We start from the raw sequence: 26,723 nt of genomic DNA, 5'->3' as shown, positions 1-26,723 counted from the left end.
GCCTGCCCGGGTGCGTTGGTGCGAGGCCAGAGCGGCGACGTGGTCGCCGTTCAGGCATCGCGGCAATGCAATCAAGCTTTCCGCCAAAGGACCGCCATGCGCATCCTGATGGTCACCGATGCCTGGCGGCCGCAAGTCAACGGCGTCGTCCACACGCTGGAGCGCCTCTCGGAGACCCTGAAATCCTTCGACGTCGAGACGGCCTTCCTGACGCCGAACATCTTTCGCACTCTGCCGCTGCCGACCTATCCGGACATCAGGCTGGCGCTGACGACGCCGCACCGCGTGGCACAGCTGATCGAGGCACGCAAGGCGGACCACATCCATATCGTCACCGAAGGACCGCTCGGCGTTATGGCGCGGCGCTACTGCCGCAACGCCGGTCGTCCGTTCACGACCAGCTATCACACACGTTTTCCGGAATATCTGAGCGCGCGCCTGCCCGTGCCGGAAGCATGGGCCTATCGCTGGCTGCGCGATTTCCATAATTCAGGACAGGGCACGCTGGTCGCCACCCAGTCGCTTGCCGACGATCTTGCGTCACGCGGCTTCACCAAGCTCCGGCCATGGACGCGCGGCGTCGACACGGATCATTTTCGGCCGGACAAAAGAAAGAACCTGGGATTTCCGGGACCGATCTTCCTCTGCGTCGGCCGCGTCGCGATCGAAAAGAACCTGCCGGCCTTCCTCGACCTGGACCTGCCCGGCAGCAAGGTGGTCGTCGGCGAAGGGCCGGAATTGGCGAAGCTGAAGGCCAGATATCCCGATGCCCATTTCCTCGGTCATCGCCCGAACGACGAACTGGCCGAGATCTACGCCTCGGCCGATGCTTTCGTCTTCCCCAGCCGCACCGACACATTCGGCAACGTCATCATCGAGGCGCTGGCCAGTGGCACGCCTGTTGCAGCCTATCCCGTCACCGGGCCGATCGATATTGTGGGTGACGGCATCGGCGGCGCGGTATCAGACGACCTGCGGCAAGCGGCGCTCGCCGCGCTTCATGTCGACCGCGCCGAGGCGCGGCAACGCGCGATGCGCTACAGCTGGAAGGCCTGCGCGGAAATGTTCATGGAAACGGTCGAAGAGGCGCTGGGTACCACGCGCAAACTGGCCGCCTGAGCAAAGCGCAGTTAGAACAATCTGCCGCCGTCGGGCACCCTGCGCTCGATTGCCCCAAGCACGACGGCGCCCTCTTCATCGGGAAAGCCGAGCGTCAGCACCTCCGATATGAACGGTCCGATCTGACGCGGCGGGAAATTGACCACCGCGAACACCTGCCGGCCGATCAGGCTTTCGGGCGTATAGTATTTCGTGATCTGAGCCGAGGATTTCTTCACCCCAATCATGGGGCCGAAATCGATCTTGAGCTTGATCGCCGGCTTGCGCGCCTCGGGAAAAGGCTCGGCCTCGACGATCGTGCCGGCGCGGATGTCGACGCGGTCGAAATCGGCAAAGCTGATCTCGGGTTTTCGCGCGTTGCTCGAACTCATCGACGGTCAGGCGTTTCCGTAGGTTTCGAACAGCACGCCGGCCAGCGCGTCCTTGGCCGAAGTCCCCGACCAGACGACGAACTGGAATGCCTGGAAATAGCATTCGCAGGCTTCCAGCGCCGACGACAGCAGCACCTCGACCTGCTGGCTCGACGGCTCGACCCCACCGGCCAGCAGCAGCGACTGGCGGAACATGATCGCGCCTTCCTGCTCCCAGAGATCGAAATGCCCAAACAGCATCTGCTCGTTGATCAGCGAAAGCAGCCGCATAACCTCGAGCGCGCGCGCCTCCGGGACCTTGATGTCGAAAGCGCAGGCCAGGTGCAGCGCCTCGTAGTCCTCCATCCAGGAGAATGACACGTGGTAGTCGGTCCAGCTTCCGGCAACCGAGATCGAGATCTCGTCGTCGCCGGCCCGCTCGAAGGACCAGTCGTTGTTGTGGGCCACCTGCTCGATAACATCCACCGGGTGGATTTCGCGGGAGAATTCGAGTTCGAGAAGTTCCATGAAATGCTTCCTGTCGTTCTGGGAGCGCCACCACACGCTCCGCGGGAGAGGCACACTCGAACAATTCTGTCTAGAACTCGGACGGCCAGGACTTCGTCAACGCAAAGACCCCGGACCGGACCCCACCGCCCGGCGCATGACCCTGCTCCGAATCATGCAACAAATTCAGTCTATTGATCGGGAGTCGCGTGACCAGCCCAATTTTTCGCACTGCGTCATTCGCATGTGGAAAGGCGCTGTCATAAAGATTCACGCAGTACCGGTAAGCGATTCACGACAAAGCGCTTTTTGCGATCCGGCTTTGTGGAAAAGTTTAACGATTTATTTTTGATTATTTTCTGGCGCGCGGCTTTGCTGCAGCCGCAGGCGCCGCCTGACCGGTCATTTCGGCAAGCTTGGCCTCGAGCGTTTCGATGCGAGCAGCGAGGCGGGTGTTTTCTTCCCTGGCCTTCGCCGCCATGTCGCGGGCGGCCTCGAATTCTTCGCGCTGCACCACGTCCATGGAGTTGAGGATCCGCTCCGCCTGGCCCCTGAAGGCGGTCTCCATTTCGCGTCGCACGCCTTGCGCGGCACCGGCTGCGTCGGTCATCAGTTTGGCGAATTCATCGAGAATGCGGTTCGGTCCGGTCGCCATGGCAAATCCTCGCTTGGTTGAATTGACGTAGTGGCGCACGGCGCGAAATGCAAGAACGTTGATGCCCCCGGGTGGCATCGGCCGTCCATGCAATTTGGTCCGTTGAGCTACTGGTGCGCCGGGCCAATAACTATTATTATCGCGCTAGACCCATTAGGAACATTGTCATGGCCATCAGCGCGGATTTGGGCAACCGTTTGGAGGATGTCGTGAACCAGCTTGTCAGCACCGGCCGCTATAATTCGAAGAGCGAAGTGCTGCGCGAAGGCGTTCGCCTTGTGGAAGAGAGAGAAAAGCGCCTCGCCGCGCTTGACGCGGCACTTGCCAAAGGTGTCAGCGATGCCGACGCGGGGCGGGTGAAGCCTGCCGAAGATGTGCTTGACCGACTGGAGGCCAAATACAAGGCGATGACCGGCAGGTGAAGCGACTGATCTTCACCAGCCAGGCTGAGACAGACCTTGAAGTCATCGGCGACTACATCGCGCTCGACAGCCCGTTTCGCGCTATGACATTCATTCAGGAATTGCGTGGCAGCTGCATGGAGTTGCGGACAATGCCGGAGCGTAACCCGTTGTTGGAACGATATCGGTCCTCAGGCATTCGTCGCCGTATTCATGGCAGCTATCTGATCTTTTATCGCGTCAAGGCCGATACAGTGGAGATACTGCACATCCTCCACAGCGCGATGGACTACGGAGCCATTCTATTTCCGGAGACTTGACGGAGCGATGCCGGGGGGAACAGCATGCGCGCCGCCTTGACCCTGCCAAAACCCTGCCGCATGGTCCGCGCCCGAACGTGGTCGGAACCGGGAGACCCTGTTGAGCGAATATTTGCTGCCGCTGGCCGCCCTGCCCTTTCCCAACATCGATCCGGTCATCATCCGGATCGGACCGTTGGCGGTGCATTGGTACGGCGTCGGCTACATCGTCGGCATTCTGTTCGCCTGGTGGTATGCCAAGCGCCTCGTCACCAACCCAAAACTCTGGCCTGATGGCATCCTGCCGATGAAGCCCGTCGACCTCGACGACTTCATCGTCTGGGCGGCTATCGGTGTGGTGCTCGGCGGGCGCACCGGCTACGTGTTGTTCTACGACCTGCCTCGTTACATCGCCAATCCGCTCGATATTGTCGCCGTCTGGCAGGGCGGCATGTCGTTTCATGGCGGCCTGCTCGGCGTCATTGTCGCCATGACGCTGTTTTCTCGATCGCGCGGCATCCGCACATGGTCGCTGTTTGACGTTGTTGCCGCCGGCGTGCCGGTGGGGCTTGGCCTCGTTCGCCTGGCGAATTTCGTCAATGCCGAACTCTGGGGCCGCGTTACCGATGTGCCATGGGGCGTCGTCTTTTGTAACAACCGCATTCTCCAGGCCGGTCAGTGCTTGGCCGGCACCGATCCACGCCATCCGAGCCAGATCTACGAGGCGCTGCTCGAAGGCTTGGTGTTGTTCCTGGTCCTGCGCTTCCTCACCCATTCGCGGCTCAAGCTGAAGACGCCGCGCTTCGTCGGCGGCGCCTTCATCGCGGGTTATGGTCTTTCACGCATCTTCGTCGAATTCTTCCGCGAGCCCGACCAGCAGCTCGGCTATCTCCTCGGCACGAACTGGCTGACCATGGGCATGGTGCTGTCGCTGCCGATGCTGCTTGCCGGGATCTGGGCGATGGCGACGGCCAAGCCGGTGACGCAACCGCAACCGGCATGACGCGGCTAAAAACCCGCATCGCCGAGCTGATCGGTGCGGTAGGACCGATCCCGGTCAGCGAGTACATGGCACTCTGCCTGTTTGATCCGCAGGACGGCTATTATACGACGCGCGAGCCGTTCGGCGCTGCCGGCGACTTCGTCACCGCGCCGGAAATCAGCCAGATGTTCGGCGAACTTATCGCTGTCTGGCTTTACCAGGCATGGCTGGCGGTTGGCCGGCCGATGCCGGTCGCCATCGCCGAAATCGGTCCCGGCCGTGGCACGCTGATGAGAGACATGCAGCGCACGCTGTCGCGGCTCGATCCGGCGCTCACCGCCAGTGCGTCCTTTGCCATGATCGAAACCAGCCCGCGGTTGGCCGAGATCCAGAAACGGACGCTTGCCGGGACGGCGGCGACGGTCGCCTGGCACGAGACCATCGACACGCTGCCGCGGACGCCGCTTCTGATTGTCGGCAACGAGCTGTTCGATGCGGTGCCCATCCGCCAGTTCGTCCGCGCCGGGGCCGGCTGGCGCGAACGGATGATCGGTCTCGACGACGCGAACGGGCTGCGCTTTTTTGCCGGCGCCGGCTCTGTCGACCCAATGCTGCTGCCGGATGATGCTGAGAATGCGCCGCAAGGCGCGATCGTCGAGATGGCGCCGGCCCGAGCCGCCCTGATGGCGGCTATTGCCGAGCGACTTGCCGGATTTGGCGGCGCCGGCCTGTTTCTCGACTACGGCTATCTCCAGCCCGGTATCGGCGACACCTTGCAGGCCTTGCGCAAGCACGATCACGAAGACGTGCTGGCCAATCCGGGGGAGGCCGATCTCACCGCCCATGTCGATTTCGCTGCCCTGGCGGCAACCGTTCGGGCACACGGCCTCGATGCCCACCTCTCCACGCAAGGTGAATTCCTGCTCAAGATGGGGCTTCTCGAACGAGCCGGCCGGCTCGGCGCCAATGCCGATGAGGCAGCTCGCGAAAAGGTCGCGGCCGACGTCGAGCGCCTCGCCGGTCCACAGTCCATGGGCGAGCTCTTCAAGGTGCTTGCCATCCTCCCGGCTGAGATTGCCGTTCCGCCGTTCGCAGGCACGGATTGACTTTTCGCTGCCGCCTCTCCCACTCTCCGACTAGCGCCCGCCTTCAACTGCGCCAGCCTTCAACTGCGCCCGCCTTCAACTCGCTTGACGAAATCGCCCATACGGACAACAAAGCCGCCATGCTGAATCAGACCAAACCGGATCCCGTTCGGTCGCCCTTGCTGGAGACGGCGCAAGGCATCCGCCACGCCTACTTCACCCGCGTCGGCGGCATCTCCAGCGGCATCTACCGGGGCCTCAACATCGGCACCGGATCAAGCGACGACCAGACGCTGGTGCGCGAGAATCGTCGCCGCGTCGCCGAATGGATGGGCGTGCCTGCAAGCCATCTGCTGACCGCTCATCAGGTTCATTCGCCGGACGTCGTCATCGCCAGGGAGCCTTTTGCCGGCGAGCGTCCCAAGGCTGACGCCATCGTCACCGACCGGCCGGGCATTGCCGTCGGTGCCTCGACCGCCGATTGCGGACCGGTCCTCTTCGCCGACGCCGAGGCGCGCATTATCGGAGCCGCCCATGCCGGCTGGAAAGGCGCTTTCACCGGGGTGCTGGAAAACACCATTGCGGCGATGGAAGGCCTCGGCGCCCGGCGCGAGCGCATCGTCGCGGTGCTCGGTCCTTCCATCGGCCCACAGAATTACGAAGTCGGGCCGGAATTCGCCACCCGCTTCGTCGACGCCGATGCCGGCAATGCCCGCTATTTCGCTCCCTCCGCAAATGCCGGACACGCGATGTTCGATCTCAACCGCTACACGGTCGACCGGCTGACCAAGGCTGGCGTCAACGCCGAAGGGCTCGACCGCTGCACCTATGCCGAGGAAGAGCTTTTCTACTCCTATCGGCGCAGCACGCATCGCAACGAGCCCGACTACGGGCGGCAGGTTTCGGCAATCGTTTTGGAGACTGACTGATGGCGCTGCATTTCGAACGCTCGGAATTTGACGCACGGCGCGATCGACTGATGATCGAGATCGCCGAAAAGAAGCTCGACGCCGTCCTGCTGTTTGCGCAGGAAAGCATGTATTGGCTAACCGGCTACGACACATTCGGCTTCTGCTTTTTCCAATGCCTGGTGGTCAAGGCCGACGGCTCGATGGTGCTGCTGACGCGTTCGGCCGATTTGCGCCAGGCGCGCCACACCTCGATTATCGACAATATCGTTTTGTGGACGGATCGCAACGGCGCCAATCCGGCGGTCGACCTGCGCAATTTGCTCAACGAGCTTGACCTGCTCGGCGCCCGCATCGGCGTCGAATACGACACCCACGGCCTGACGGCATATAATGGCCGGCGCCTCGACGAGCAGTTGCAGACCTTCGGCCAGATCGCAGATGCCTCCGGTATTGTCAGCCGGCTGCGGCTGTTCAAGAGCCCGGCCGAAATCGCCAAGGCGGAAAAAGCCGCAAATCTGGCCGACGACGCGCTGGACGCAGCACTGCCGCTGATCAAGCAGGGCGGCGATGAGGCGCTGATCCTCGCCGCCATGCAAGGCGCGATCTTTGCCGGCGGCGGCGATTATCCGGCCAACGAGTTCATCATCGGCTCCGGCGTCGACGCCCTGCTCTGCCGCTACAAGGCCGGTCGCCGCAAGCTCACCAAGAACGACCAGCTGACGCTCGAATGGGCCGGTGTCTTCCACCATTACCATGCGGCAATGATGCGCACGGTGTTGACCGGCAAGGTATCGAAACGCCACCAGGAATTGTTCGATGCCGCCCGCGCCGCGCTACTTGCAGTCGAGAAGGCGATGACGCCCGGTAATACGTTCGGCGACGTGTTCGACGCCCATGCCCGCACGCTCGAAGCCCACAATTTGACCAAGCACCGGCTCAATGCCTGCGGCTATTCGCTCGGCGCCCGCTTCACCCCGTCCTGGATGGATATGCCGATGTTCTATCAGGGTAATCCCGAACCGATTGCGCCGAACATGACGCTGTTCGCCCATATGATCATCATGGACTCCGAAACCGAAACCGCGATGACGCTTGGCCGCACCTATCTGACGACCGAATCCCAGCCGAAGCCGCTGTCCCGCCATGATCTCGACTTGATCGTGCAGTGAATCCATAATGGAAAGAGTGTGAGAGGCGTTCGTCGCCAAGGAGTTTTCAGGCTAATGAGACGATCGCATGTGACGACCGTGTCATTGCTCGCGGCGCTGGCGCTGGCAGCCTGCACCAATGCGAAGGACGTTCTCGAACCCTCGGCCATCGCCCCGCAATCGACGCAGTCGCTGCCCGGAGCCGGAGGTGCCGCAACGCCCCCGTCAACTCCGGCGCAGCCTGCCGGCACCGCGCAAACTGCAGATACAGCGCAGCCTCCCGCTGCAGCAGCCGTGCCGCCCGCCAAAAGCGCGGCTGCCATTGCACGGACCCGGCTGCAGGTGGCGCCGATCGTCGGCGCCTCGGTAGAGGCCGCGACACCGCTGACCGCCGAGCTTCAGACACGCGCCAAGCAGCGCGGCATCACCTTGGCCGGCAGCACCGACCAGACCCCAACGCATGTACTCAAGGGCTATTTCTCGACAATGACGGAAGGCAAGGACACCACCGTCATCTACGTCTGGGACATCTATGACCCGGCCGGCAACCGGCTGCATCGCATCAACGGCCAGCAGAAGGCGCCCTCTGTTGGCGGCGGCGAAGGCTGGGCGGCGGTCGCCCCGGCGACCATGCAGGCAATTGCCGACCAGACAATCGACCAGTTCGCCACCTGGCTTGGCGGCGGCGCCGGCTGACCTGGAGCGTGATTCCGAAAAGTGGAATCCGGTTTTCGGAAAAGAGCATGCTCAGACTGAAAGTTAGAAGCTATCCCGATTCCGTCGGCATGGAACTGGCTCTATCGCCGCATGCTCAAGCCGTAAGCGTTTATTGAGATTAGCCGGCGGATTCCCATTCACGACGCTTGCAATACCGGCGCGGGCCGCTAAAAGCCCGACTAAGAGGCTGGAGTGCTATCGGAGTCTCTCAATCCTTCGCCAGGAACGGTGCATGAAGCTCTTCGCGGGCAATTCCAACAGGGTGCTGGCAGAATCAGTCGCCCGCTACCTCAACATTCCGCTGGGCAAGGCCAGCGTCAGGCGCTTCGCCGACCAGGAAATCTTCGTCGAGATCCAGGAGAACGTGCGCGGCGAGGACGTCTTCATCCTGCAGTCCACCTCGTTCCCGACCAACGATCATCTGATGGAACTGCTCATCATGATCGACGCCTTCATGCGCTCTTCGGCCAAGCGCATCACTGCGGTTATTCCTTATTTCGGCTATGCCAGGCAGGATCGCCGTGCCTCGGGCCGCACACCGATCTCGGCCAAGCTGGTCGCCAACATGATCACGAGGGCGGGCGTCAACCGGGTGCTGACCCTGGATCTCCATGCCGGCCAGATTCAAGGCTTCTTCGACATCCCGACCGACAATCTGTTTTCCGTGCCGGTCATGGCCCGCGACGTAAAGGCGAAATACAAGCAGCTTGCCAATGTCATGGTGGTGTCGCCGGATGTCGGCGGCGTGGTCCGCGCCCGCGCGCTCGCCAAGCGCATCGACGCCCAGCTTGCCATCGTCGACAAGCGCCGCGAGCGCCCCGGCGAATCGGAAGTCATGAACGTCATCGGTGACGTGCGCGGCAAGGATTGCCTGCTGATCGACGACATCATCGATTCGGGCGGCACGCTGTGCAATGCGGCCGATGCGCTGCTTGCCGACGGCGCCACCAGTGTCACCGCCTATACTACCCATGGCGTTTTGTCCGGCGGCGCCATCGCCCGCATCGGCGCCTCGAAACTGCAGGAACTGGTCATCACCGATTCCATCCAGCCGACCCAGGCAGTGCTGGACGCCGCCAATATCCGCGTCATCTCCATCGCCGAATTGATGGGCGAGGCGATCTCGCGCACGGCGACCGAGGAATCGGTGTCGAGCCTGTTCGATTAATGCGTGTCGCGCAAAGTGCAGCGGTTTTGCGATAACGACATGCATAAAAGCAAGAACCCAAAGCGCGTCGCATGAGGCCGGTCGAACGCGACGCCCTTCAGGGCTGCGACTCAGGCCGAGCCGGACCGCTTATTCGTCGCACACCTTCGCCAGCATCACGGGCGCCCCGCATGTACCCGCGTGGCGAGGCTCCCAGCATGCGCTTGAACATGGTGATGAACGCCGGCACGCTGTCATAGCCGAGATCGAGCGCCACCCTCGTGATCGGCTCGCCGTCGGCCAGCCGTGGCAGCGCCGCGAACAGACAGGCCTGCTGACGCCAGGTCGACAGCGACAATCCGGTCTGGCGGTGGAACGCGCGGGTGAAAGAGCGGCGGCTCATGCCGACGATAGCGGCCCACTCGTCGATCGTCGCATGCGGTGACGGTGCCGAGACGAAGCGCCGGCACAGCGTCGCCAGCCTTGCATCGGACGGGAACGGAAGGCCGAGCGGCCGTTCCGGCAGGTTCGGGATTTCGTGCAGCAGGAGCTTCATGATCAGTCCGCCCCGCCCCTCCAGTTCGGCGCCTTGCGGCAGCTTTTCCGATTCCACGATCAGGCTGTGCATCAGGTCGGTGATGCCGACGACACGCAACCCGTCCGGCAGGCCGGGAATGGCCTCCGGCATCACATAGACGGAGCGCATGCTGACGTCGCCCAGCATCTCGACGGAATGCTCGGTGCCGGCGGGGATCCACATCGCGTGGTCCGGGGGCACCATCCAGCGCCCATGCCGCGTCGTCACCAGCACGACACCGACCAGCGCGTGCAGCAACTGGCTGCGGCTATGATGGTGCCGTGGCACATGGTAGCCGTCCGGATATTCGGTCGGCAGCGCCACTGCCGGCCCTACGGCCTGCTCCAGCCATTGCCAGCGACGCTCATGCAACAGCCCGAGATCAGCGTCGCCCGCTTTGAGCATTTCCCTGCCATGCGGCATCAGCTATGGCCCACTTGCGAAACTATTGGACCAAACCACGAAAGAAGTCGCGTGACAAGCAACGTATAAGGCAGCCGGCCCCATAAGACCGCGTGCGAAAGTGCCCGCCAAAAAGACCACGGAGCATGCCTTGACAGATACCACAGCAACCGCCGAGGGCGAGCCGGCAGCGGCCGGCCACATCTCGGCTCAGGCGACGGCCTTCACCGTCATCCTGGCGGTGAGCTTCTGCCATTGCGTCAACGACATCATGCAGTCGCTGCTGTCGGCAATCTATCCCTTGCTGAAGGACAATTACGGTCTCGATTTCTGGCAGATCGGCCTTTTGACTTTCACTTTCCAGGTGACGGCATCCTTGCTGCAGCCGGTGATCGGCATGATCACCGACAAGCGGCCGATGCCCTATTCGCTGCCCTACGGCATGGCCTCCTCGTTGATCGGGCTGGTCGTGCTGGCCTATGCCGGACATTACTCGCTGCTCCTCATCGGCGCCTCGCTGATCGGCATCGGCTCGGCGATCTTCCACCCGGAATCCTCGCGCATCGCCCGCTTCGCCTCCGGTGGCAGGTTCGGTCTTGCACAGTCGCTGTTCCAGGTCGGCGGCAATTTCGGCCAAGCCATGGGGCCGCTTCTGGCAGCCTTCATTGTCGTGCCCTTCGGCCAGACCAGCATCGCCTGGTTCGCCGGCGGCTCGCTGATCGGCATCATCGTGCTGTGGCAGGTCGGCGGCTGGTACAGCCGCCTGCGTGCCGCACAGGGCACCCGCAAGGCGGCAGGTCTCGTCTCGCCCTTCCCGCGCCGCAAGGTGATGGGAGCGCTGCTGGTGCTGACGCTGCTGGTACTGACCAAGAACGCCTATATTTCCAGCCTTGCCAGCTACTACACCTTCTATTCCATTCATAAGTTCGGTGTTTCGGTGCAGATGTCGCAAGTCATGCTGTTCCTGTTCCTCGGCGCCTCGGCCCTGGGCATCCTGCTCGGCGGCCCGTTCGGCGACCGCTACGGACAGAAGGCGATGATCTGGTTCTCGATCGTCGGCGTGCTGCCCTTCACCCTGGCGTTGCCCTACGCCAATTTCGAGTGGACAATGGTTCTCACCGTGCTGATCGGCCTGATCCTGTCCTCGGCCTTCTCGAACATCGTCGTCTTCGCGCAGGAACTGGTGCCCGGCCGGGTCGGCATGATCGCCGGCATCTTCTTCGGCTTCGCCTTCGGCATGGGCGGCATCGCGGCCGCCGTGCTTGGCGTCGTCGCCGACATGAACGGCATCGATTTCGTCTTCCAGGTCTGCTCCTACCTGCCCCTACTCGGACTGCTCACGGTTTTTCTTCCCAACATGAAGGAAGCGAGAAAGCTCGAGGCAGTGACCACGATCGGGTGAAGTTTGGGTTGGACTTCGGCTTCCTCGCCCACCGGGCGGCGCGAAATTCGGTTCTCGACATAGACTTCGAGCCGGTCAGGGCCGCCGCGTAGCGACATCGCGGCCATTGGCTGACACGCTCCGTCATCTGAACTTGAAAGCGCGAGTCGCCCACATCAGCCGGAATGCCTGCTCGGCAGCGTTCGCCAGCAGCGTGTCGGCGTCACGGATCGCGTCTTCGAGGGAACACGGTCGGCACAGAATGCTGAAGAAGGCATCGATGCCGATGTCGTGGGTCGCCTCTGCACCTGCTCCGATCGTTCCGGCCAAGGCGATGACGGGCAGATTGTGACGTTTCGCGCGCCGGGCAATCTCGGCTGGTATCTTTCCAAAGCTCGTCTGACCATCCAGGCCACCCTCGGCTGTCATGACGATGTCGGCGTTTGACAGCCGATGATCGAGATCCATATACCGCAGGATCAGGTCGAAGCGCGGATGCAGCCGGGCCCCGGCAAAGGCGTGAAGTCCGGCGCCGAGTCCACCGGAAGCTCCTCCGCCGACAAGCGGTGCCACGTCGACGCCGAGGTCGCGGCGAACGACGTGGGCGACATTTTCCGTGCCCTGCTCGAGCAAAACCACTTGGTCAGGTGTTGCACCTTTTTGCGGGCCGAACACCCGGGCGACGCCTCTCTCGCCGAGCAGCATGTTGTAGGGGTTTACCGCGACGTCGATACGAACATTCGAAAGGCGATGGTCACGACTGGAAAGATCGACACGAGCTAGCGATGAGAGGGCCGAGCCGCTCCCCGAAATGGAACGGCCGCCGCCATCGAGCAGACGCACGCCTAGTGCTTGGGCCATGCCGGTTCCTGCATCGTTGACACCCGAGTCACCGCAGCCGATCAGAATTCTTTCCGCGCCAAGATCGAGCGCAAAACGAATCAACTCACCGACCCCATAACTTGTAGTGCGGGTCGGGTCACGCATGTCGGTGGGGACGAGCCGGAGCCCGGCAGCCGCCGCGATTTCCAGAACTGCTGTCCGTTTCTTTCTCCGCCCGAGAAAACCGACATTGGCCTCCACGGATTGTCCCACCGGTCCCGTCACGGTGACGGAATGCAACTCGCCATCAGACAATTCAACAAGGGTCCGCGTAAAATCCTCGCCGCCATCCACCATTGGAAGGCCCAGGATCTTTGCTGTCGGAACTGCATTGCGAACGCCCCGCGCCAATGCGGCGATGACATCACGAACGCCGAGGCTCTCCTTAAAGCCGGAGGGTGCGACCAATACTCGAAGCCGCCTTCGCTTCTTAAATCCTTTGGTTTTCGACATTCTAAGGCCCTCCAGGAAGTTGCAGATGGAGTGTGTTGTTGAGCAGGCCACCGGTGGCTGGCCACACGGCGACCGCGAACACGACGATGAGAATGAACTGCATCGGCAGCAGGATTGAGCTGAGCAAGGCGAGGTCTTTCGGGCCATAGCCTTCGTCCTCGACGCCCCCGAAAAGCGCCACCGGCTTCGCGCAGATCATGAGGGTTTGGCAAAAGCCGGTTGCCGAGACGAGGACAAGCGTTGCAAGCAGCGGGTCGAGCCGCACTGTCGACGCAAGCATCAGCGCCGGAGGCAGCAGCACCGAGACGCGCGCCGTGCGACTATGGATCACGAGATGACTGAAAAGGCCTAGTAAGGCTAGAAACGAGACAAGGGCCAGCGGCCCCAAGCCAGTGCCGCGCAGTGGATCGACCATCGTCTCGATCAACCACCGATGGAGGCCTGATGCCGTCAGGCCGTCTGCCAAGCAGATCGTCGCTGCCAGGAACAAGAGCAGCTTCCACTCCGCGCTCTTGATTGCATCGCCAAACGCCACGGGGCCGACCTGAGGAAGCGTGGCCAAGAGAGCGCCGCCGAGAGCGATGACGGTGGCATCGAGCCCGTGAACAGGTTCGGTCAGCCATGCGATGACAACGCCGCCGGCGATCCAGAGTATCGGCTGCCGTGCCAAGCCGGCACCAGCATTGTTCACCCTCGTCGGCTGCAAAAGTGCCATCCGCCGCTCCACCGGCGACAGAAAAAGCCGGAGCAGGCATTCGACCGAAAGGAGGGTGCTCACGACCGCAAACGGCAGGCCGAAAGCGATCCATTCCAGGTAGCTTACTTTCACACCCGAGAGGCGGCCGACCATTTCGATCGCCAGCAGATGGGCACCGGCGCCAACGGGTGACGCAATGGCCGAGAGCAGAATAACAGTGGGGAACAGTAGCGCGAACGCTCTTCGCAACCGAGCACTTCCACAGCGCCCTGCGATCGCATGATAGGCAGGGATCATCAAAGCTGCGCGACCCGAGGTCGACGGAATGATGAAGGCTGTGGCAACCATGACAACCGTCAAAGAATAGGCGACTGTGCGAACCGACCGCATGCGCCCCGTCACGAGGCCGAGGATGCGATCTGCGACCCCACTTGTCTTGAAGGCGGCCGCCAGCATGAACGAGGCGAGCAACAGCCAGATCAACTCATCCCCGAGCGCATGAAAAAGCGTCCCGGGATCACGGTTGACGAGCAGCGCCATTGCCAGTCCAGCGGCGATTGCAACGAAGGTGTCGTCTAACGGCGTCAAGGTCCATCCGATGATCGCGACAAGCAGGATCTCGAGCGCTCGCCGAGCGTCGGACGGGAGCGCGGGGAGGCCGAATTCAATGATGGCCACGCAGAGGGACACACAGGTTCCGATCAGTGCGGCTCGCCATATCGGCCAGAGCGCCGGTGGTGTCCTTTCCCGAAGAGTGGCGTCCTGAAGAGTGGCGTCAATGTCAGTCTGAAAATCTACTTGTGCCAACCGAAACCTCTTCGAGCTCGTCGCCGATGTGGCGGCGGGGGCGCCACACGGCCCCACGCTCGAACTTAGGAGGTTCCGATTAGACGCTCGGTAGAGCTCCGGTTAGAATTTGGTGAGAGACGCTATCCGACCGCCGGCAGGATCACCGCATGACCGTTCGAGGCCGCATCCTCCTATTTCAAATCATCATTCTCGCCCTTGTCGGGCTGATTTCAGGACTGGCGTTCGCAACGCTCCATCTGACAGAGGAGTTCGTCCGCCGCATCGATAGCGTCCACGGGCGGTTCGAAGCGCTCGCCGAACTCAATGGGCAGTCCAACAATTACACCGAGCAACTCGCCGAGGTTTTGCTGCTTGGGCCCGAACAGATGCCGGATTTCGAAGCGGCACGACGAGCACTGAAATCCGGATTCCACAAGCTGGAGGGCGCGACGCGCGAGGAGCTCGGCGTTCTCGGATATAGGAGCGATAGACGCCAGGAAGAGGCCGAACTCAGATTCGTCGGCCGCATCAAGGCGCTGTTTGAGGCGATCGATCAGGCTGCCCGGCGATTGTTCAGCCAGCGAGCAAAGGCGGAGCCAACCGGCATCGTAGACACCTTCCGCCACGATGTGGAGCATCGACTAGAGAACGATTTCGAGGAAATGATCGAAGCCGCCTTGCACGATGAGCGCAGGGAGGTTGGAGAGGAACTCGCCCGCGTCCGTGGCGCACAATGGCGACTGCTGCTGCTGACCGGCGGCTTCGCTGCGTTGCTCATGCTGGGCAGTCTAGGGTTCGCCCTCGTCCTGCGACGATCAATCGCCACACCTGTGCGTGAACTGAACGAAAGCGCCAAAGCCATCGCTGCAGGCAAGCTCGACCATCGCGTTTCCGCGACCGGACGCGACGAGTTCGCTTCCCTCTCGCGAAGTTTCAACAGCATGGCCGAGGCCCTCGAGATCGAACGCGCTGCTCTGATTTCGGTACAGGACCGCTTGGAGGCGGAGGTTCAGTTGCGCACCCGCGAACTGCGGAAAGCCAATGAGCAACTGAGAGCGATCGATAGCCGACGCACACAATTTTTTGCGGAGGCAAGCCACGAACTCCGCACGCCGTTGACGATTCTCGGCGGAGAGGCCGACGTTGCCCTCCGCGGCCAACCGCGTGTTCGACCTTACCGCGAAGCTCTGAGCCGAATCCGCAATTACGCTGAAGATATGGCTCGCAACCTGGGGGACCTTCTGGCATTCGCCCGCGCCGAAGCCGAAAATTTCAGGTTCTCCTTGCACAACATCGATACCGGTGAGGTTGTGAAGGCGGCCGTTCAGGAGGCTTCCGTACTCGCCGGTCCCAAGCAGATATCCGTCGATCTGTCGCTCAACCCAGGCCATCGCCTCATTCGGGGTGACGCCCAGCGCCTGAAGCAGGCGCTGCTGATCGGCTTCGACAACGCCATAAAGTATTCAAAGCCAAACCAGGCGATTGCAGTCGAGATGACTGAGCGCCATGGAATGCTTGAGATCGTTATCTCCGACAGCGGCTCAGGGATCGATGCCAACGATCTTCCGTTCGTGTTCGACCGTTATTATCGCGGGCGTGTCGGCGGGAGGTCCGCAGCCGAGGGGCTAGGTATTGGCCTCGCGATCGCCAAGGAGATCATAGACAGGCACGATGGCACAATCGGCCTTGAAGGAATTGAACCTTCAGGAACCCTCCTCAGAATTAGACTGCCGCTGGTACAACGCACCCATGATTCGAATCCTGATCGTTGAAGATGACCGGCGTGTCTCCGACTTTCTCCGCCGGGGGCTGGAGGCCGAAGGCTTTCACGTGAGTGTCGCGGAGGACGGTCGCGAGGGGCTAGCCGTTATTCGCACGGACCCATTCGATCTCGTGATCCTTGACCGTCTGCTTCCCTATCTGGACGGCCTTGAACTGTGCCGGATCGTGCGATTGGAGCAGTGGCCGGTTCTCATCCTGATGCTGACCGCCAAAGAGACAATTCAAGATCGCGTAGATGGGCTCAAGGGCGGCGCCGACGACTACCTGACGAAACCGTTTGCCTTTGATGAGTTGGTGGCCAGGATTGACGCCCTGCGCCGACGCCGTCGGGGCGCAGTGGAGGGGCAGTTGCTTCGAGTCGGCGGCCTCGATCTCGACACGAGCGCTCGCCGTTTTGCGGACGGCGATCGGGAAATCCGTCTTACCAGACGTGAATTCGACCTTCTGCATTTCCTGATGCTCAATGCGGGGAAGGTGGTCAGCCGCGAGCGCATCCTCAACAATGTCTGGTCATACAGCTTCGAACCCGGGACGAAGATCGTGGAGGTATACATTCGCTATCTGCGTGCCAAGCTCGGACCGGATGCATCGGCTAGCATTCAGACGGTCCGTGGGATCGGCTACATGCTGGTCGAGCGGAAGCCATAGAGGGTAGAGCGACCCTCTTCGCCCCGCCTAAGCCCGGAAATTTCATTGCGCCGCCTCCTCGTTCGTGGCCTTCGGCCTCGATCCGCCAGGTCGCCAGTGCTTGCATGTCCGCAGTTGGTGCCAAGCTGAAATTCAGGTGAGATACTGCCCACCCACCACGATTGCCCGCCCCGGCTTGCACCACGGGCCGCCTTCCGCTATAGAGCCGCCACCCGCGTAGACACCCTTGGAGGCAACGCGGCGGAAGGCCGCCTCACCCGGCGGCTTTCGACGTTTACGGCCCAGGCAAGTTGCCGGCCGCGAACGCTCCAGAACAACGCGAAAGGAAATGCCATGAGCCACGATACTTACGAGCTCAAGGCCGAAGCGCGCGAACAGGTCGGTAAGGGGTCCGCCCGTGCAGTTCGCCGCAACGGTAAAGTGCCTGCAGTGATTTACGGCGACAAGCAGCCTCCCCTGGCGATTGCGCTGACCTATAAGGACATCTACTACAAGATCCATGGCGGCGGGTTTCTGACCACGGTCGCCACGATCGATGTCGACGGCAACAAGATCCAGGTTCTGCCCAAGGATTTCCAGCTTGACCCGGTCAAGGATTTCCCGGTCCATGTCGATTTCCTGCGCATCGGCAAGGATACCGAAGTCAATGTCGACGTGCCCGTGCACTTCATCAATGAAGACAAGTCGCCCGGCATCAAGCGCGGCGGCGTGCTCAACATCGTGCGTCACGAGGTCGAATTCCACTGCCCGGCCAATGCGATCCCGGATTTCATCACCATCGATCTCACCGGCACAGACATTGGCGATTCGATCCACATTTCGGCCGTCACCTTGCCGGCCGGCGTCAAGCCGGTGATCTCCGACCGCGACTTCACCATCGCCACCATTGCCGGCTCCTCGGCGATGAAGCCGGAGGCCGCAGAAGAGACGACTGAAGCGGCTGCGCCCGAAGCGGCTCCTGCCGCCGAAGAGAAGTAACTCCTTTCCGCCCGGAGGCGACGATGCTTGTCTTTGCAGGCCTCGGCAATCCGGGCGCGAAATACGCCAGCAACCGGCATAATGTCGGCTTCATGGCGGCGGACGCGATCGCCCGCCGCCATTCCTTTTCGCCCTGGTCGAAGAAATTCCAGAGCCTGATCACCGAAGGCACGCTTGCCGGCGAAAAAGTGATCCTGATCAAGCCGCAGATCTTCATGAACCTGTCCGGCCAGGCGGTCGGCGAAGCCCTGCGCTTCTACAAGCTCGGCCCTTCGGCGTTGACCGTCTTCTATGATGAGATCGACCTTGCCGCCGGCAAGGTGCGGGTCAAGGTCGGTGGCGGTTCCGGCGGCCACAATGGCATCCGCTCGCTCGACCAGCATGTCGGCAAGGATTTTCGCCGCGTGCGCATCGGCGTCGGCCACCCCGGCGTCAAGGAAATGGTGCATGGCCATGTGCTCGGCGATTTCGCCAAGGGCGACCGCGAGTGGCTGGACGTGCTGCTCGACGCAATCGCCGATGGTGCCGGATTGCTTGCCATGGGCGACGACAATTCCTTCATGAACCGCGTGACGCTGGCCTTGCGCGACAAGCTCACGCCGACAGGCGACGACGACCGCCCGCCGCCCAAGGCGCCAAAGGCGCCAAAGGCACAAAGCCACGTTCGCCAGGCGCGGCCACAGCAGCCGGCGGCCAAGCTGCCCGAAATCGGCCCGATGGCGGCGATGCTGAAGAAGCTTTTTGGCGGCAAGGACTGAACGCCGTCACGGATCGTGGCCAAGGGCTTGACGATCATCGGCGCTTTCGCCCATAGCCCCCTGATCAAATCACGATTTCCCGATAGGACCAGACAAAATGGGTTTCAAATGCGGCATCGTTGGCTTGCCCAATGTCGGCAAGTCGACGCTCTTCAATGCGCTGACAAGGACGGCGGCGGCACAGGCCGCCAATTATCCGTTCTGCACCATCGAACCGAACACCGGCGAGGTGGCGGTGCCCGACCCGCGCCTGCAGAAGATCGCCGCGATCGGCAAGTCGAAGGAGATCATTCCGACCCGCATCTCCTTCGTCGACATTGCCGGCCTGGTGCGCGGCGCCTCGAAAGGCGAAGGGCTGGGCAACCAGTTCCTCGCCAACATCCGTGAGGTCGACGCTATCGTCCATGTGCTGCGCTGCTTCGAGGATGACGACATCACCCATGTCGAGGGCCGCATCGATCCTGTCGCCGATGCCGAGACCGTCGAGACCGAGCTGATGCTTGCCGACCTCGACAGCCTCGAGCGCCGCATCGTGCAGTTCCGCAAGCGCGCCGCCGGCAAGGACAAGGAGGCAACGACCGTACTTCCGATGATGGAGGCGGCACTCGAGCTGCTGCAGGCCGGCAAGCCCGCCCGCATCCTGCTCAATGGCATCTCGCCTGAGGATCTGCGCATCCTGCAGGGGCTGAACCTCTTGACGTCGCACCCTGTGCTTTATGTCTGCAACGTCGCCGAAGCCGATGCCGCCACCGGCAACGCGCATACCAGGGCGGTCGAGCAGATGGCCGCCGCGCAAGGCGCCCGGACCGTCGTGATTTCGGCGGCGATCGAGGCCGAGGTCGCCCAGCTCAGCGATGAAGAGGAACTGGAATTCCTGGCAACACTCGGCCTGGACGAACCCGGCCTGAACAAGGTGATCCGCGCCGGCTACGAGCTGCTGCAGCTCATCACCTACTTTACCGTGGGACCCAAGGAGACACGCGCCTGGACCGTGCACAAAGGCGCCAAGGCGCCGCAGGCGGCAGGCGTCATCCACACCGATTTCGAGCGCGGCTTCATCCGCGCCCAGACCATCGCCTATGACGACTTCGTCAGGCTGGGCGGCGAAGTGGCGGCCAAGGAGGCCGGCAAGGCGCGCGACGAAGGCAAGGAGTATGTCGTCCAGGACGGCGACATCATGCTGTTCAAGTTCAACACCTGACCCGGCGAAACCCACTCACAGCCACCATGGCTGTCGCTCGGTCACAACTTCATAACAGGCATCGCAGCGGCGTCTTGCCGCTGCTTGACGGACCGTGAGGCCCGGTCTAAGGGGCCTCTGCGCTGGTCTCGCGCCTCACATGCCCGTATCCGTGCGATCTGACTGACGCGCCCCTTCCGAACGAAACGCTCTTTGGCAACAGCAAGGGAGACCCGGCTATGATCAAGGCCTTCGTCGTCGACAATGATCGCCTGCGCCTCGTCGACGATCTCCTGCAAAACAGCGACACTGTCGTCTGGGTCGACCTTCTCAGCCCGACAAAGGAGGAAGAGACCACAATCGAGACCTGGCTCGGCATCGCCGTTCCGACCCGCGAAGAGATGGAAGAGATCGAGATCTCGAGCCGTCTCTATGTCGAGGACGGTGCCTACTTCATGACCGCCATTCTACCGGCTCAGACCGAGTTGGACGATCCGCTGATGTCGCCGGTCACCTTCGTGCTCGCCGGCAGCAGGCTGATCACCGTGCGTTATCACGAACCGAAGGCGTTCAAGACCTTTCCGCTGCGCGCCGAGAAGGTGGCGACCGGCTGCACCAGCGGCGACACCATCCTGATCGGCCTGCTGGAGGCGATCGTCGACCGCCTCGCCGACATTCTGGAGCGCGCCGGCCGCGACGTCGAGGCGATCTCGCGCGATATATTCGAGGCACGCTCGACCAAGGTTTCCAAGCGCAACCGCGACTTCCAGGAACTGTTGAAAGGCATTGGCCGCAAGGAGGACCTTGCCTCCTCGATCCGCGACAGCCTGATCTCGTTGCAGCGCCTTGCCGGGTTTCTTGCCCATGCCTCCACGCAGACCAAGATGAGCAAGGATACCCGCGCCCGCATCAAGACCTTGTCGCGCGACGTGCTGTCGCTCGCCGACCACGCCACTTTCCTGTCGCAGAAGATCAGCTTCCTGCTCGACGCGACGCTCGGCATGATCTCGATCGAGCAGAACGCGATCATCAAGATCTTCTCCGTCGCCGCGGTCATCTTCCTGCCGCCGACGCTTGTCGCTTCGATCTACGGCATGAATTTCGAGATCATCCCCGAGCTCAAATGGCACTTTGGCTACCCCTTCGCTATTGGCATGATGGTGCTTTCGGCGATCCTACCCTTCTGGTATTTCCGCCGCCGCGGCTGGCTATAGAGCCTGCAAACCTCTGTTGCTGCTTAGGCGCATGGGCTGGCGCACTAGAACTGGCGCACTAGAAATTGCTTGACCAAAAGCCGCCCTGCCTGCATCCGGGACCCCGACCCGTAGCGATCGTACAATCCTGAATCGGATTTCCAGACCATGACCGCAAAGACCTGGGCTTATGAGGATTTCGTCGAGGGCGCTTCGCTCGACCTCGGCACCAAGCTGGTAAGTGCCACCGAAATCATGGAATTCGCCTGGGAATTCGATGCCCAGCCGATGCATCTCGACGAAGCTGCGGGCAAGGCCAGCATCCTCGGCGGGCTGGCGGCTTCGGGCTGGCACACCTGCGCCATGTTCATGCGCATGCTGTGCGATGCCTTCCTGCTCGACTCGACCTCCCAGGGCGCGCCCGGCGTCGACCAGGTCAAATGGAAACGGCCGGTCCTAGCCGGCGACCTGTTGAGCGGCAGCACCACCGTCCTTGCCAAGCGCCTGTCCAGATCCAAGCCCCGGCTTGGCCTGGTGACGATGCGCAGCGAGTTGTTCAACCAGCGCGGCGAAGGTGTTTTCGAGCTCGAAAACACCGTCATGTTCCTCACCCGCGAGGCCAACGCGTGAGCCTCGACGAATTCTTCTGCATTGGTATCACCGTCACGCTCGGTTCGCATCGATTCGAACCGGAGGCGATCAAGGCGTTCGCCCGCAAATACGACCCGCAGATATTCCATATCGACGAAGAGGCGGCGAAGAACAGCATATTCGGCCGCCTCTGCGCCTCGGGCTGGCACACTGCCGCCACCTGGATGAAATTGAACCTCGAGGCCGGCATGGAGGCCGAGGTCGCCCGCTGGCCCGGCCCTGGCCCGGTGCCGGAATTCGGCCCCTCGCCCGGCTTCAAGAACCTCAAATGGCCTAAGCCTGTCTATGCCGGGGAAACCGTGACTTTCACCCGCACCGCGCTAGCCCACCGCCCCATTGCCTCGCGACCGGGCTGGCGGCTGCTGACGCTCCGCTCGGAGGCCTTCGATTCGACCGGCGACAAGGTCATCGAGTTCGAAAGTGCCGTGCTGGTGAAGGTGGGGTGAGTTCTTCCTTCACCCACAAAGGGGGAAAAGAAAGGCGCGTTTCTCAGTGCCCCTCAAACCCGATCAGCGTTCTCACCGGCACGCCGAGCGCCTCTAACCTCTCTCGGCCGCCAAGATCCGGCAGGTCGATGACGAAGCAGGCGGCGAGAATGTCGGCGCCGATCTGCCGCAATAGCTTGACGGCCGCCTCCGCCGTGCCGCCGGTGGCGATCAGGTCGTCGACGAGGATCACCTTCTCGCCTGGAGAAACACCGTCCTTGTGCATCTCCATCTCGTCCAGCCCGTATTCCAGGCTGTAGGCGACGCGCACCGTCTCATAAGGCAGCTTGCCTTTCTTACGGATCGGCACGAAGCCGGCCGAGAGCTGGTGGGCGATGGCGCCGCCGAGGATGAAGCCGCGCGCCTCGATGCCGGCGATCTTGTCGATCTTCAGGCCGGCATAGGGATGCACCAGCTCGTCGATGGCGCGGCGGAAGGCCCGCGCATTACCGAGCAGCGTCGTAATGTCGCGAAACAGGATGCCGGGTTTGGGATAATCCGGAATGGTGCGGATCGCGGCAAGCAGCGTGTCTTCGAGCGAGGATTTCATCAAGCGGCTCTCCGGGCCTTTCGTCGGATTCGACTGAAGATGTGAAAGGAAATTCGGCTAATCGTAACCCGGTGCAGCTAGGTCCGGCTACCGCCATGTGATGCCTGACAGAAAATTGTCCGGCAAAGCGCCTTGCTCAGCGCCGGCTGCGATGAATCGAAATGCCTGCAATGAAAAGGGCGCCTTTCGACGCCCTCCCAGTCTCGTGTGTTGCGGCGTTCAGTGCGCCACGCCGGCCCACACCTTGCGTTTTGTCAGGTAGACCAGCGCACCGAACAGCAGCAGAAAGACCAGCACGCGAAAGCCGGTCTTCTTGCGGTCCTCGAGGTGCGGCTCGGCCGCCCACATCAGAAAGGCCGACACGTCGCGCGAATATTGATCGACCGTCTGCGGCGCGCCGTCATCATAGGTAACCTGGCCGTCGGAGAGCGGCTTCGGCATCTTCAGCGACACGCCGGACAGGAAGTACGGATTGTAGTGCGTGCCTTCCGGTATGACCATGCCCGCCGGCGGCTGCTGGTCGTAGCCGGTCAGCAGCGAATGGATGTAGTCGGGACCGCCCTGGGCATATTGTGTAAAGATGTCGAAGACGAAGCGCGGGAAGCCGCGCTCGACGCCGCGTGCCTTGGCCAGCAGCGACATGTCGGGCGGTGCCGCGCCGCCATTGGCCGCCGCCGCTGCTTCCACATTGGGGAATGGCGCTGGGAAATGGTCGGACGGCTTGCCGGGACGATCGAACATGTCGCCGGCATCGTTCGGACCGTCATGGATCGTGTACTCGGCCGCCAGCGTCTTGATCTGCGCATCCGAATAGCCAAGGTCTTCCAGCGTGCGGAACGCCACCAAATTCATCGAATGGCAGGCCGAACAGACTTCCTTGTAGACCTTCAGTCCGCGCTGCAGCTGAGCCTTGTCGTAGGTGCCGAACGGCCCGGCGAAGCTCCAGCCCATTTCCTTCGGTTCGTGTATCGGGAAATGCGTCGGTGCCGCCTCGTTGTGCGCCTCTTCCTGGGCGCTGGCTCCAGTGCCTGCGGCCCCAATGCCCGCGGCCACAATGCCAAGCAGCGCCAGCGAGGTGAGAATCTTCTTCATGCCAAATCCCCTTGAGATTCTCTGACGCTCAGCCTTTGGTTTCCGGCGCGGCTGTGGCGCCGGCGGGATGTCCACCGCCACCCTTGTTTTTCTCGAGCACCGCCTCGGTGATCGAATTCGGCAGCCGCCGCGGCGTCTCGATCAGCCCAAGCACCGGCAGCGCGACCAGGAAGAAGGCGAAGTAGAACAGCGTCGCCATCTGCGCCATGAACACATAGCTGCCCTCGGCCGGCTGCGAGCCCAACCAGCCGAGCAGGATGGCGTCGGCCACGAACAGCCAGAAGAACAGCTTGTACCAAGGCCGGTAGACTGCCGAGCGCACCTTCGAAGTGTCGAGCCACGGCACCAGGAACAGCATGACAATTGCGCCGAACATGCAGAGCACGCCGCCGAGTTTGGAGTTGATGGGCCCGATATTGAAGGTGATGGCGCGCAGGATCGCGTAGAACGGCAGGAAGTACCATTCCGGCACGATGTGGGCCGGCGTCTTCAGCGGGTTGGCCACGGTGTAATTGTCCGGATGGCCGAGATAATTCGGCAGGTAGAAGACGAAATAGGCGAACACGAACAGGAACACGATCATGCCGAACCCGTCCTTGATGGTCGCGTACGGCGTGAAGGCGAGTGTGTCGGTCTTCGATTTGACCTCGATGCCGGTCGGATTGTTCTGGCCGACCACGTGAAGCGCCCAGATGTGCAGCACGACGACGCCGGCGATCATGAACGGCAACAGGTAATGCAGCGCAAAGAAGCGGTTCAGCGTTGGGTTGTCGACCGCGAATCCGCCGAGCAAAAGCTGCTGGATCCAGTCGCCAACCAGCGGTATGGCCGTGAAGAAGCCGGTGATGACGGTGGCGCCCCAGAAGCTCATCTGGCCCCAGGGCAGCACATAGCCCATGAATCCGGTCGCCATCATCAGGAGGTAGATGATGCAGCCGAGTATCCACAGCAGCTCGCGCGGTGCCTTGTAGGAGCCGTAGTAGAGGCCGCGGAAGATATGGATGTAGACGGCGACAAAGAAGAACGATGCGCCGTTGGAATGGAGATAGCGCAACAGCCAGCCGGAGTTCACGTCGCGCATGATCTTCTCGACCGAATCGAAGGCGAGAGTGCTGTCGGCCGCGTAGTGCATGGCCAGCACGATGCCGGTCAGGATCTGCGCCGCCAGCATGAGCGCAAGGATGCCGCCGAACGTCCAGGCATAGTTCAAGTTACGCGGCACCGGATAGGCGATGAAGCTGTCATAGACCAGCCGCGGCAGCGGCATGCGCGAATCGAACCAACGTCCGATGCCGGTCTTGGGCGTATAGGTCGAGTGTCCCTCGCTCATGGAAATATCCCCTGCCTCAGCCGATACGGATCTTGGTGTCGGAAATGAACTGGAACACCGGCACCGCCATATTCTCGGGCGCCGGCCCCTTCCGGATGCGGCCGGCGGTATCGTATACGGAACCGTGGCACGGGCAGAACCAGCCGCCGAAATCGCCTTCCTGGCCGAGCGGGATGCAGCCGAGATGGGTGCAGACCTGGACCATCACCATCCAGGCTTCCTTGCCGGGCGTGGTGCGGTTGGCGTCGGTCGCCGGCGCGTCGGCCGGCAAATTGGCATTGCGGGCAATTGGATCCTTGAGCTCGGCGAGATTGACCGCCTCGCCGTCCTTCATCTCTTGCTCGGTGCGGTTGCGCACGACCACCGGCTTGCCGCGCCACTTCACAACGAGCGACATTCCTGGCGTCAGCGAAGAGACATCGACCTCAACCGAGGCAAGCGCCAGCGTCGAGGCATCCGGACGCATCTGATCGATGAACGGCCAAGCGACGGCACCGGCGCCGACGACCGCGGCCATGCCGGTGGCAACGTAAAGAAAATCACGACGGTTGGGATCGTGGGTGTCGGTTGCGCTCACGGGTGCCTGATCCTTTCGCCTCTTCCGTGCCGGCGGCCGAGCCTGTTCCCCGCTCAATCGCGCCGGCCCGACAGCGCATGGCGAACAGGCTAGCGAATTCCTCCGGCATTTGGGACTTGGGTTTATGCGTGAAGCCTGTTTTTGTCCAGACGGGTGAAGGCACAAGGGCAGATTGTCGCGGGGACGTAATTCGCCCAGCGGAACGATTGGAAAACAGCAGCAAAACCAAACGGCTGCGTTCACCTCGACAGTGGGCGCAGGCCCGGTTTATCCTCGCCCCATGGCGCATGTGATAGACCGCGACAAATGGGCCGAAGCGCCCGACCGCTGGCCTGACCGCTGGCAGGGCGAGCTGCAATGCGGAGCTTACGGCTCCAACAGCTGCCTGATCTTCAACCACCTGCCTGAGATCGGCGGCGGCCCGAGGCTGCACAGCCATCCCTATTGCGAGATTTTCATCATCCGGACCGGGACCAGCCTGTTCACCGTCGGCAACCGGCAGATCGAGGCCACAGCCGGCCAGATCCTGATCGTGCCGCCGAACACGCCGCACAAATTCACCAATCTCGGGCCAGGCCCGCTGGAAACCACCGACATACACGAGAACGGCAGCTTCATCACCGAGTGGCTGGAATAACGCCTCCCAAATCAATTCCGGTTCGGATCATGCGGCGGCGCCGAGCCTGGCCAGCACGGCCTTGGGAATGTTGTATTCCCGGATCACCGCGTCGTGCTTGCGCAGGCCGCAGAGTTCGCGCTGGATGAAGTAGCCGTGCACCGCCTCCGCTGCGTCCTTGAGCAGCCGGGCACGATTGTCGCTGTCGCCATTCTCGCGCAGCCTCGCCAACGTTTCCTCGACGCGCCGACCGGCGCGGCCGAGCGCCGCCGCCTTTTCGCCGAGGATTTCATGACCAAGCAGGTCCAGCGCGCTCTCCTGCGCGCCGGACCGTCCGAAATTCGATGGCATTCTCACCGCCATGATTTCACTCCGGTTTAT

Annotated in this window: 30 protein-coding genes; 19 read left to right on the top strand and 11 right to left on the bottom strand. The window is 62.2% G+C overall.

Features of this window, described 5'->3' with window-relative positions; genetic code table 11:
* Positions 1–96: 96 nt before the first annotated feature.
* On the top strand, positions 97–1,119 hold the full coding sequence (locus tag NKI85_RS09780) for a glycosyltransferase family 4 protein (protein ID WP_352523185.1): 1,023 nt from the start codon (positions 97–99) through the stop codon (positions 1,117–1,119).
* Positions 1,120–1,130: 11 nt separating this feature from the next.
* Here NKI85_RS09780 and NKI85_RS09775 read toward each other — a convergent pair whose 3' ends face one another.
* The 3 genes from NKI85_RS09775 to NKI85_RS09765 form a co-directional block, all read right to left on the bottom strand.
* Positions 1,131–1,490 carry a tRNA-binding protein gene (locus NKI85_RS09775; protein ID WP_352523183.1) on the bottom strand — a complete coding sequence of 120 codons (360 nt, stop codon included), beginning with the start codon at positions 1,488–1,490 and terminating at the stop codon, positions 1,131–1,133.
* Between the two features lie 6 nt (positions 1,491–1,496).
* Complete coding sequence (locus NKI85_RS09770; protein WP_023678420.1) at positions 1,497–1,997, bottom strand: type III secretion system chaperone family protein; 501 nt, start codon at positions 1,995–1,997, stop codon at positions 1,497–1,499.
* A 331-nt stretch (positions 1,998–2,328) separates the two neighbouring features.
* Positions 2,329–2,631, bottom strand: coding sequence for an accessory factor UbiK family protein (locus tag NKI85_RS09765; RefSeq protein ID WP_352523182.1), 303 nt, complete (start codon positions 2,629–2,631; stop codon positions 2,329–2,331).
* A 167-nt stretch (positions 2,632–2,798) separates the two neighbouring features.
* On the opposite strand from NKI85_RS09765, the gene NKI85_RS09760 reads away from it, so the two are divergent.
* The 8 genes from NKI85_RS09760 to NKI85_RS09725 all read left to right on the top strand — a co-directional run bounded on the left by NKI85_RS09760 (position 2,799) and on the right by NKI85_RS09725 (position 9,342).
* On the top strand, positions 2,799–3,053 hold the full coding sequence (locus NKI85_RS09760; protein ID WP_352523181.1) for a type II toxin-antitoxin system ParD family antitoxin: 255 nt from the start codon (positions 2,799–2,801) through the stop codon (positions 3,051–3,053).
* On the top strand, positions 3,050–3,352 hold the full coding sequence (locus NKI85_RS09755; RefSeq protein ID WP_352523180.1) for a type II toxin-antitoxin system RelE/ParE family toxin: 303 nt from the start codon (positions 3,050–3,052) through the stop codon (positions 3,350–3,352). The genes NKI85_RS09760 and NKI85_RS09755 overlap by 4 nt, the downstream gene beginning before the upstream one ends.
* A 100-nt stretch (positions 3,353–3,452) precedes the next feature.
* A complete protein-coding gene (gene lgt / locus NKI85_RS09750; RefSeq protein WP_352523179.1) occupies positions 3,453–4,334 on the top strand; it encodes a prolipoprotein diacylglyceryl transferase in 882 nt (293 codons plus the stop codon).
* The gene (locus NKI85_RS09745; protein WP_352776675.1) at positions 4,331–5,419 is read left to right on the top strand and encodes a class I SAM-dependent methyltransferase; all 1,089 of its coding nucleotides are present in this window, start codon (positions 4,331–4,333) and stop codon (positions 5,417–5,419) included. Before lgt ends, NKI85_RS09745 begins: the two co-directional genes overlap by 4 nt.
* A 119-nt stretch (positions 5,420–5,538) precedes the next feature.
* Positions 5,539–6,327, top strand: coding sequence for a peptidoglycan editing factor PgeF (gene pgeF / locus NKI85_RS09740; RefSeq protein ID WP_352776674.1), 789 nt, complete (start codon positions 5,539–5,541; stop codon positions 6,325–6,327).
* Positions 6,327–7,478 (top strand): M24 family metallopeptidase, encoded by a 1,152-nt coding sequence (locus tag NKI85_RS09735; protein ID WP_023678425.1) that lies wholly within the window; start codon positions 6,327–6,329, stop codon positions 7,476–7,478. Before pgeF ends, NKI85_RS09735 begins: the two co-directional genes overlap by 1 nt.
* Positions 7,479–7,532: 54 nt before the next feature.
* Positions 7,533–8,153 carry a hypothetical protein gene (locus NKI85_RS09730; RefSeq protein ID WP_352523175.1) on the top strand — a complete coding sequence of 207 codons (621 nt, stop codon included), beginning with the start codon at positions 7,533–7,535 and terminating at the stop codon, positions 8,151–8,153.
* A gap of 253 nt (positions 8,154–8,406) precedes the next feature.
* Positions 8,407–9,342: a ribose-phosphate pyrophosphokinase gene (locus NKI85_RS09725; protein WP_023678427.1), complete on the top strand. Its 936-nt coding sequence runs from the start codon at positions 8,407–8,409 to the stop codon at positions 9,340–9,342.
* A 97-nt stretch (positions 9,343–9,439) separates the two neighbouring features.
* Here NKI85_RS09725 and NKI85_RS09720 read toward each other — a convergent pair whose 3' ends face one another.
* Positions 9,440–10,321, bottom strand: a complete 882-nt coding sequence (locus NKI85_RS09720) for an AraC family transcriptional regulator (RefSeq protein ID WP_352523174.1) — start codon at positions 10,319–10,321, stop codon at positions 9,440–9,442.
* 130 nt (positions 10,322–10,451) lie between these two features.
* On the opposite strand from NKI85_RS09720, the gene NKI85_RS09715 reads away from it, so the two are divergent.
* Positions 10,452–11,702 carry an MFS transporter gene (locus NKI85_RS09715; RefSeq protein ID WP_352776673.1) on the top strand — a complete coding sequence of 417 codons (1,251 nt, stop codon included), beginning with the start codon at positions 10,452–10,454 and terminating at the stop codon, positions 11,700–11,702.
* Between the two features lie 123 nt (positions 11,703–11,825).
* On the opposite strand, the gene NKI85_RS09710 is transcribed toward NKI85_RS09715, so the two are convergent.
* A complete protein-coding gene (locus NKI85_RS09710) occupies positions 11,826–13,016 on the bottom strand; it encodes a glycerate kinase family protein (RefSeq protein WP_352523171.1) in 1,191 nt (396 codons plus the stop codon).
* 1 nt (position 13,017) lies between these two features.
* Entirely contained in the window at positions 13,018–14,391 is a 1,374-nt protein-coding gene (locus NKI85_RS09705; protein ID WP_352523398.1) for an SLC13 family permease, read from the bottom strand.
* Positions 14,392–14,669: 278 nt separating this feature from the next.
* Between NKI85_RS09705 and NKI85_RS09700 the strand changes: the two genes are divergently transcribed.
* The 8 genes from NKI85_RS09700 (at position 14,670) to NKI85_RS09665 (ending at position 22,138) form a co-directional block, all read left to right on the top strand.
* Positions 14,670–16,274, top strand: coding sequence for a sensor histidine kinase (locus NKI85_RS09700; protein ID WP_352776672.1), 1,605 nt, complete (start codon positions 14,670–14,672; stop codon positions 16,272–16,274).
* On the top strand, positions 16,252–16,932 hold the full coding sequence (locus tag NKI85_RS09695; protein WP_352523167.1) for a response regulator transcription factor: 681 nt from the start codon (positions 16,252–16,254) through the stop codon (positions 16,930–16,932). Before NKI85_RS09700 ends, NKI85_RS09695 begins: the two co-directional genes overlap by 23 nt.
* Before the next feature lie 333 nt (positions 16,933–17,265).
* A complete protein-coding gene (locus NKI85_RS09690) occupies positions 17,266–17,910 on the top strand; it encodes a 50S ribosomal protein L25/general stress protein Ctc (protein WP_352489001.1) in 645 nt (214 codons plus the stop codon).
* 23 nt (positions 17,911–17,933) lie between these two features.
* Positions 17,934–18,668 carry an aminoacyl-tRNA hydrolase gene (gene pth / locus NKI85_RS09685; RefSeq protein ID WP_352776671.1) on the top strand — a complete coding sequence of 245 codons (735 nt, stop codon included), beginning with the start codon at positions 17,934–17,936 and terminating at the stop codon, positions 18,666–18,668.
* 97 nt (positions 18,669–18,765) lie between these two features.
* The gene (gene ychF, locus NKI85_RS09680) at positions 18,766–19,869 is read left to right on the top strand and encodes a redox-regulated ATPase YchF (protein ID WP_352523164.1); all 1,104 of its coding nucleotides are present in this window, start codon (positions 18,766–18,768) and stop codon (positions 19,867–19,869) included.
* Between the two features lie 218 nt (positions 19,870–20,087).
* Positions 20,088–21,062 (top strand): magnesium/cobalt transporter CorA, encoded by a 975-nt coding sequence (gene corA, locus NKI85_RS09675; protein WP_352523163.1) that lies wholly within the window; start codon positions 20,088–20,090, stop codon positions 21,060–21,062.
* A 147-nt stretch (positions 21,063–21,209) separates the two neighbouring features.
* Positions 21,210–21,671: a MaoC family dehydratase gene (locus NKI85_RS09670; RefSeq protein WP_352523162.1), complete on the top strand. Its 462-nt coding sequence runs from the start codon at positions 21,210–21,212 to the stop codon at positions 21,669–21,671.
* Positions 21,668–22,138, top strand: a complete 471-nt coding sequence (locus tag NKI85_RS09665) for a MaoC family dehydratase (protein WP_352523161.1) — start codon at positions 21,668–21,670, stop codon at positions 22,136–22,138. The genes NKI85_RS09670 and NKI85_RS09665 overlap by 4 nt, the downstream gene beginning before the upstream one ends.
* 43 nt (positions 22,139–22,181) lie before the next feature.
* Here the strand turns inward: NKI85_RS09665 and NKI85_RS09660 are convergent, their stop codons facing one another.
* From NKI85_RS09660 to petA, 4 genes are all read right to left on the bottom strand, one after another.
* Positions 22,182–22,727 (bottom strand): adenine phosphoribosyltransferase, encoded by a 546-nt coding sequence (locus NKI85_RS09660; protein ID WP_352523159.1) that lies wholly within the window; start codon positions 22,725–22,727, stop codon positions 22,182–22,184.
* Between the two features lie 219 nt (positions 22,728–22,946).
* Positions 22,947–23,819: a cytochrome c1 gene (locus tag NKI85_RS09655; protein ID WP_352523158.1), complete on the bottom strand. Its 873-nt coding sequence runs from the start codon at positions 23,817–23,819 to the stop codon at positions 22,947–22,949.
* Between the two features lie 28 nt (positions 23,820–23,847).
* Complete coding sequence (locus NKI85_RS09650) at positions 23,848–25,149, bottom strand: cytochrome b (RefSeq protein ID WP_352523157.1); 1,302 nt, start codon at positions 25,147–25,149, stop codon at positions 23,848–23,850.
* 16 nt (positions 25,150–25,165) lie between these two features.
* Positions 25,166–25,726, bottom strand: coding sequence for a ubiquinol-cytochrome c reductase iron-sulfur subunit (gene petA, locus NKI85_RS09645; RefSeq protein ID WP_352523155.1), 561 nt, complete (start codon positions 25,724–25,726; stop codon positions 25,166–25,168).
* A 280-nt stretch (positions 25,727–26,006) separates the two neighbouring features.
* Here petA and NKI85_RS09640 point away from each other — a divergent pair, with 280 nt between their 5' ends.
* Complete coding sequence (locus NKI85_RS09640; protein ID WP_352523154.1) at positions 26,007–26,363, top strand: cupin domain-containing protein; 357 nt, start codon at positions 26,007–26,009, stop codon at positions 26,361–26,363.
* 27 nt (positions 26,364–26,390) lie between these two features.
* Here the strand turns inward: NKI85_RS09640 and NKI85_RS09635 are convergent, their stop codons facing one another.
* Complete coding sequence (locus tag NKI85_RS09635) at positions 26,391–26,705, bottom strand: DUF6665 family protein (protein WP_352523152.1); 315 nt, start codon at positions 26,703–26,705, stop codon at positions 26,391–26,393.
* Positions 26,706–26,723: the final 18 nt, after the last annotated feature.

This window comes from Mesorhizobium sp. M0571, assembly GCF_040320985.1.
GTDB lineage: Bacteria > Pseudomonadota > Alphaproteobacteria > Rhizobiales > Rhizobiaceae > Mesorhizobium.
Note: the sequence above shows the minus strand (reverse complement) of the source record. Positions and strands in the feature narration are given on the sequence as shown.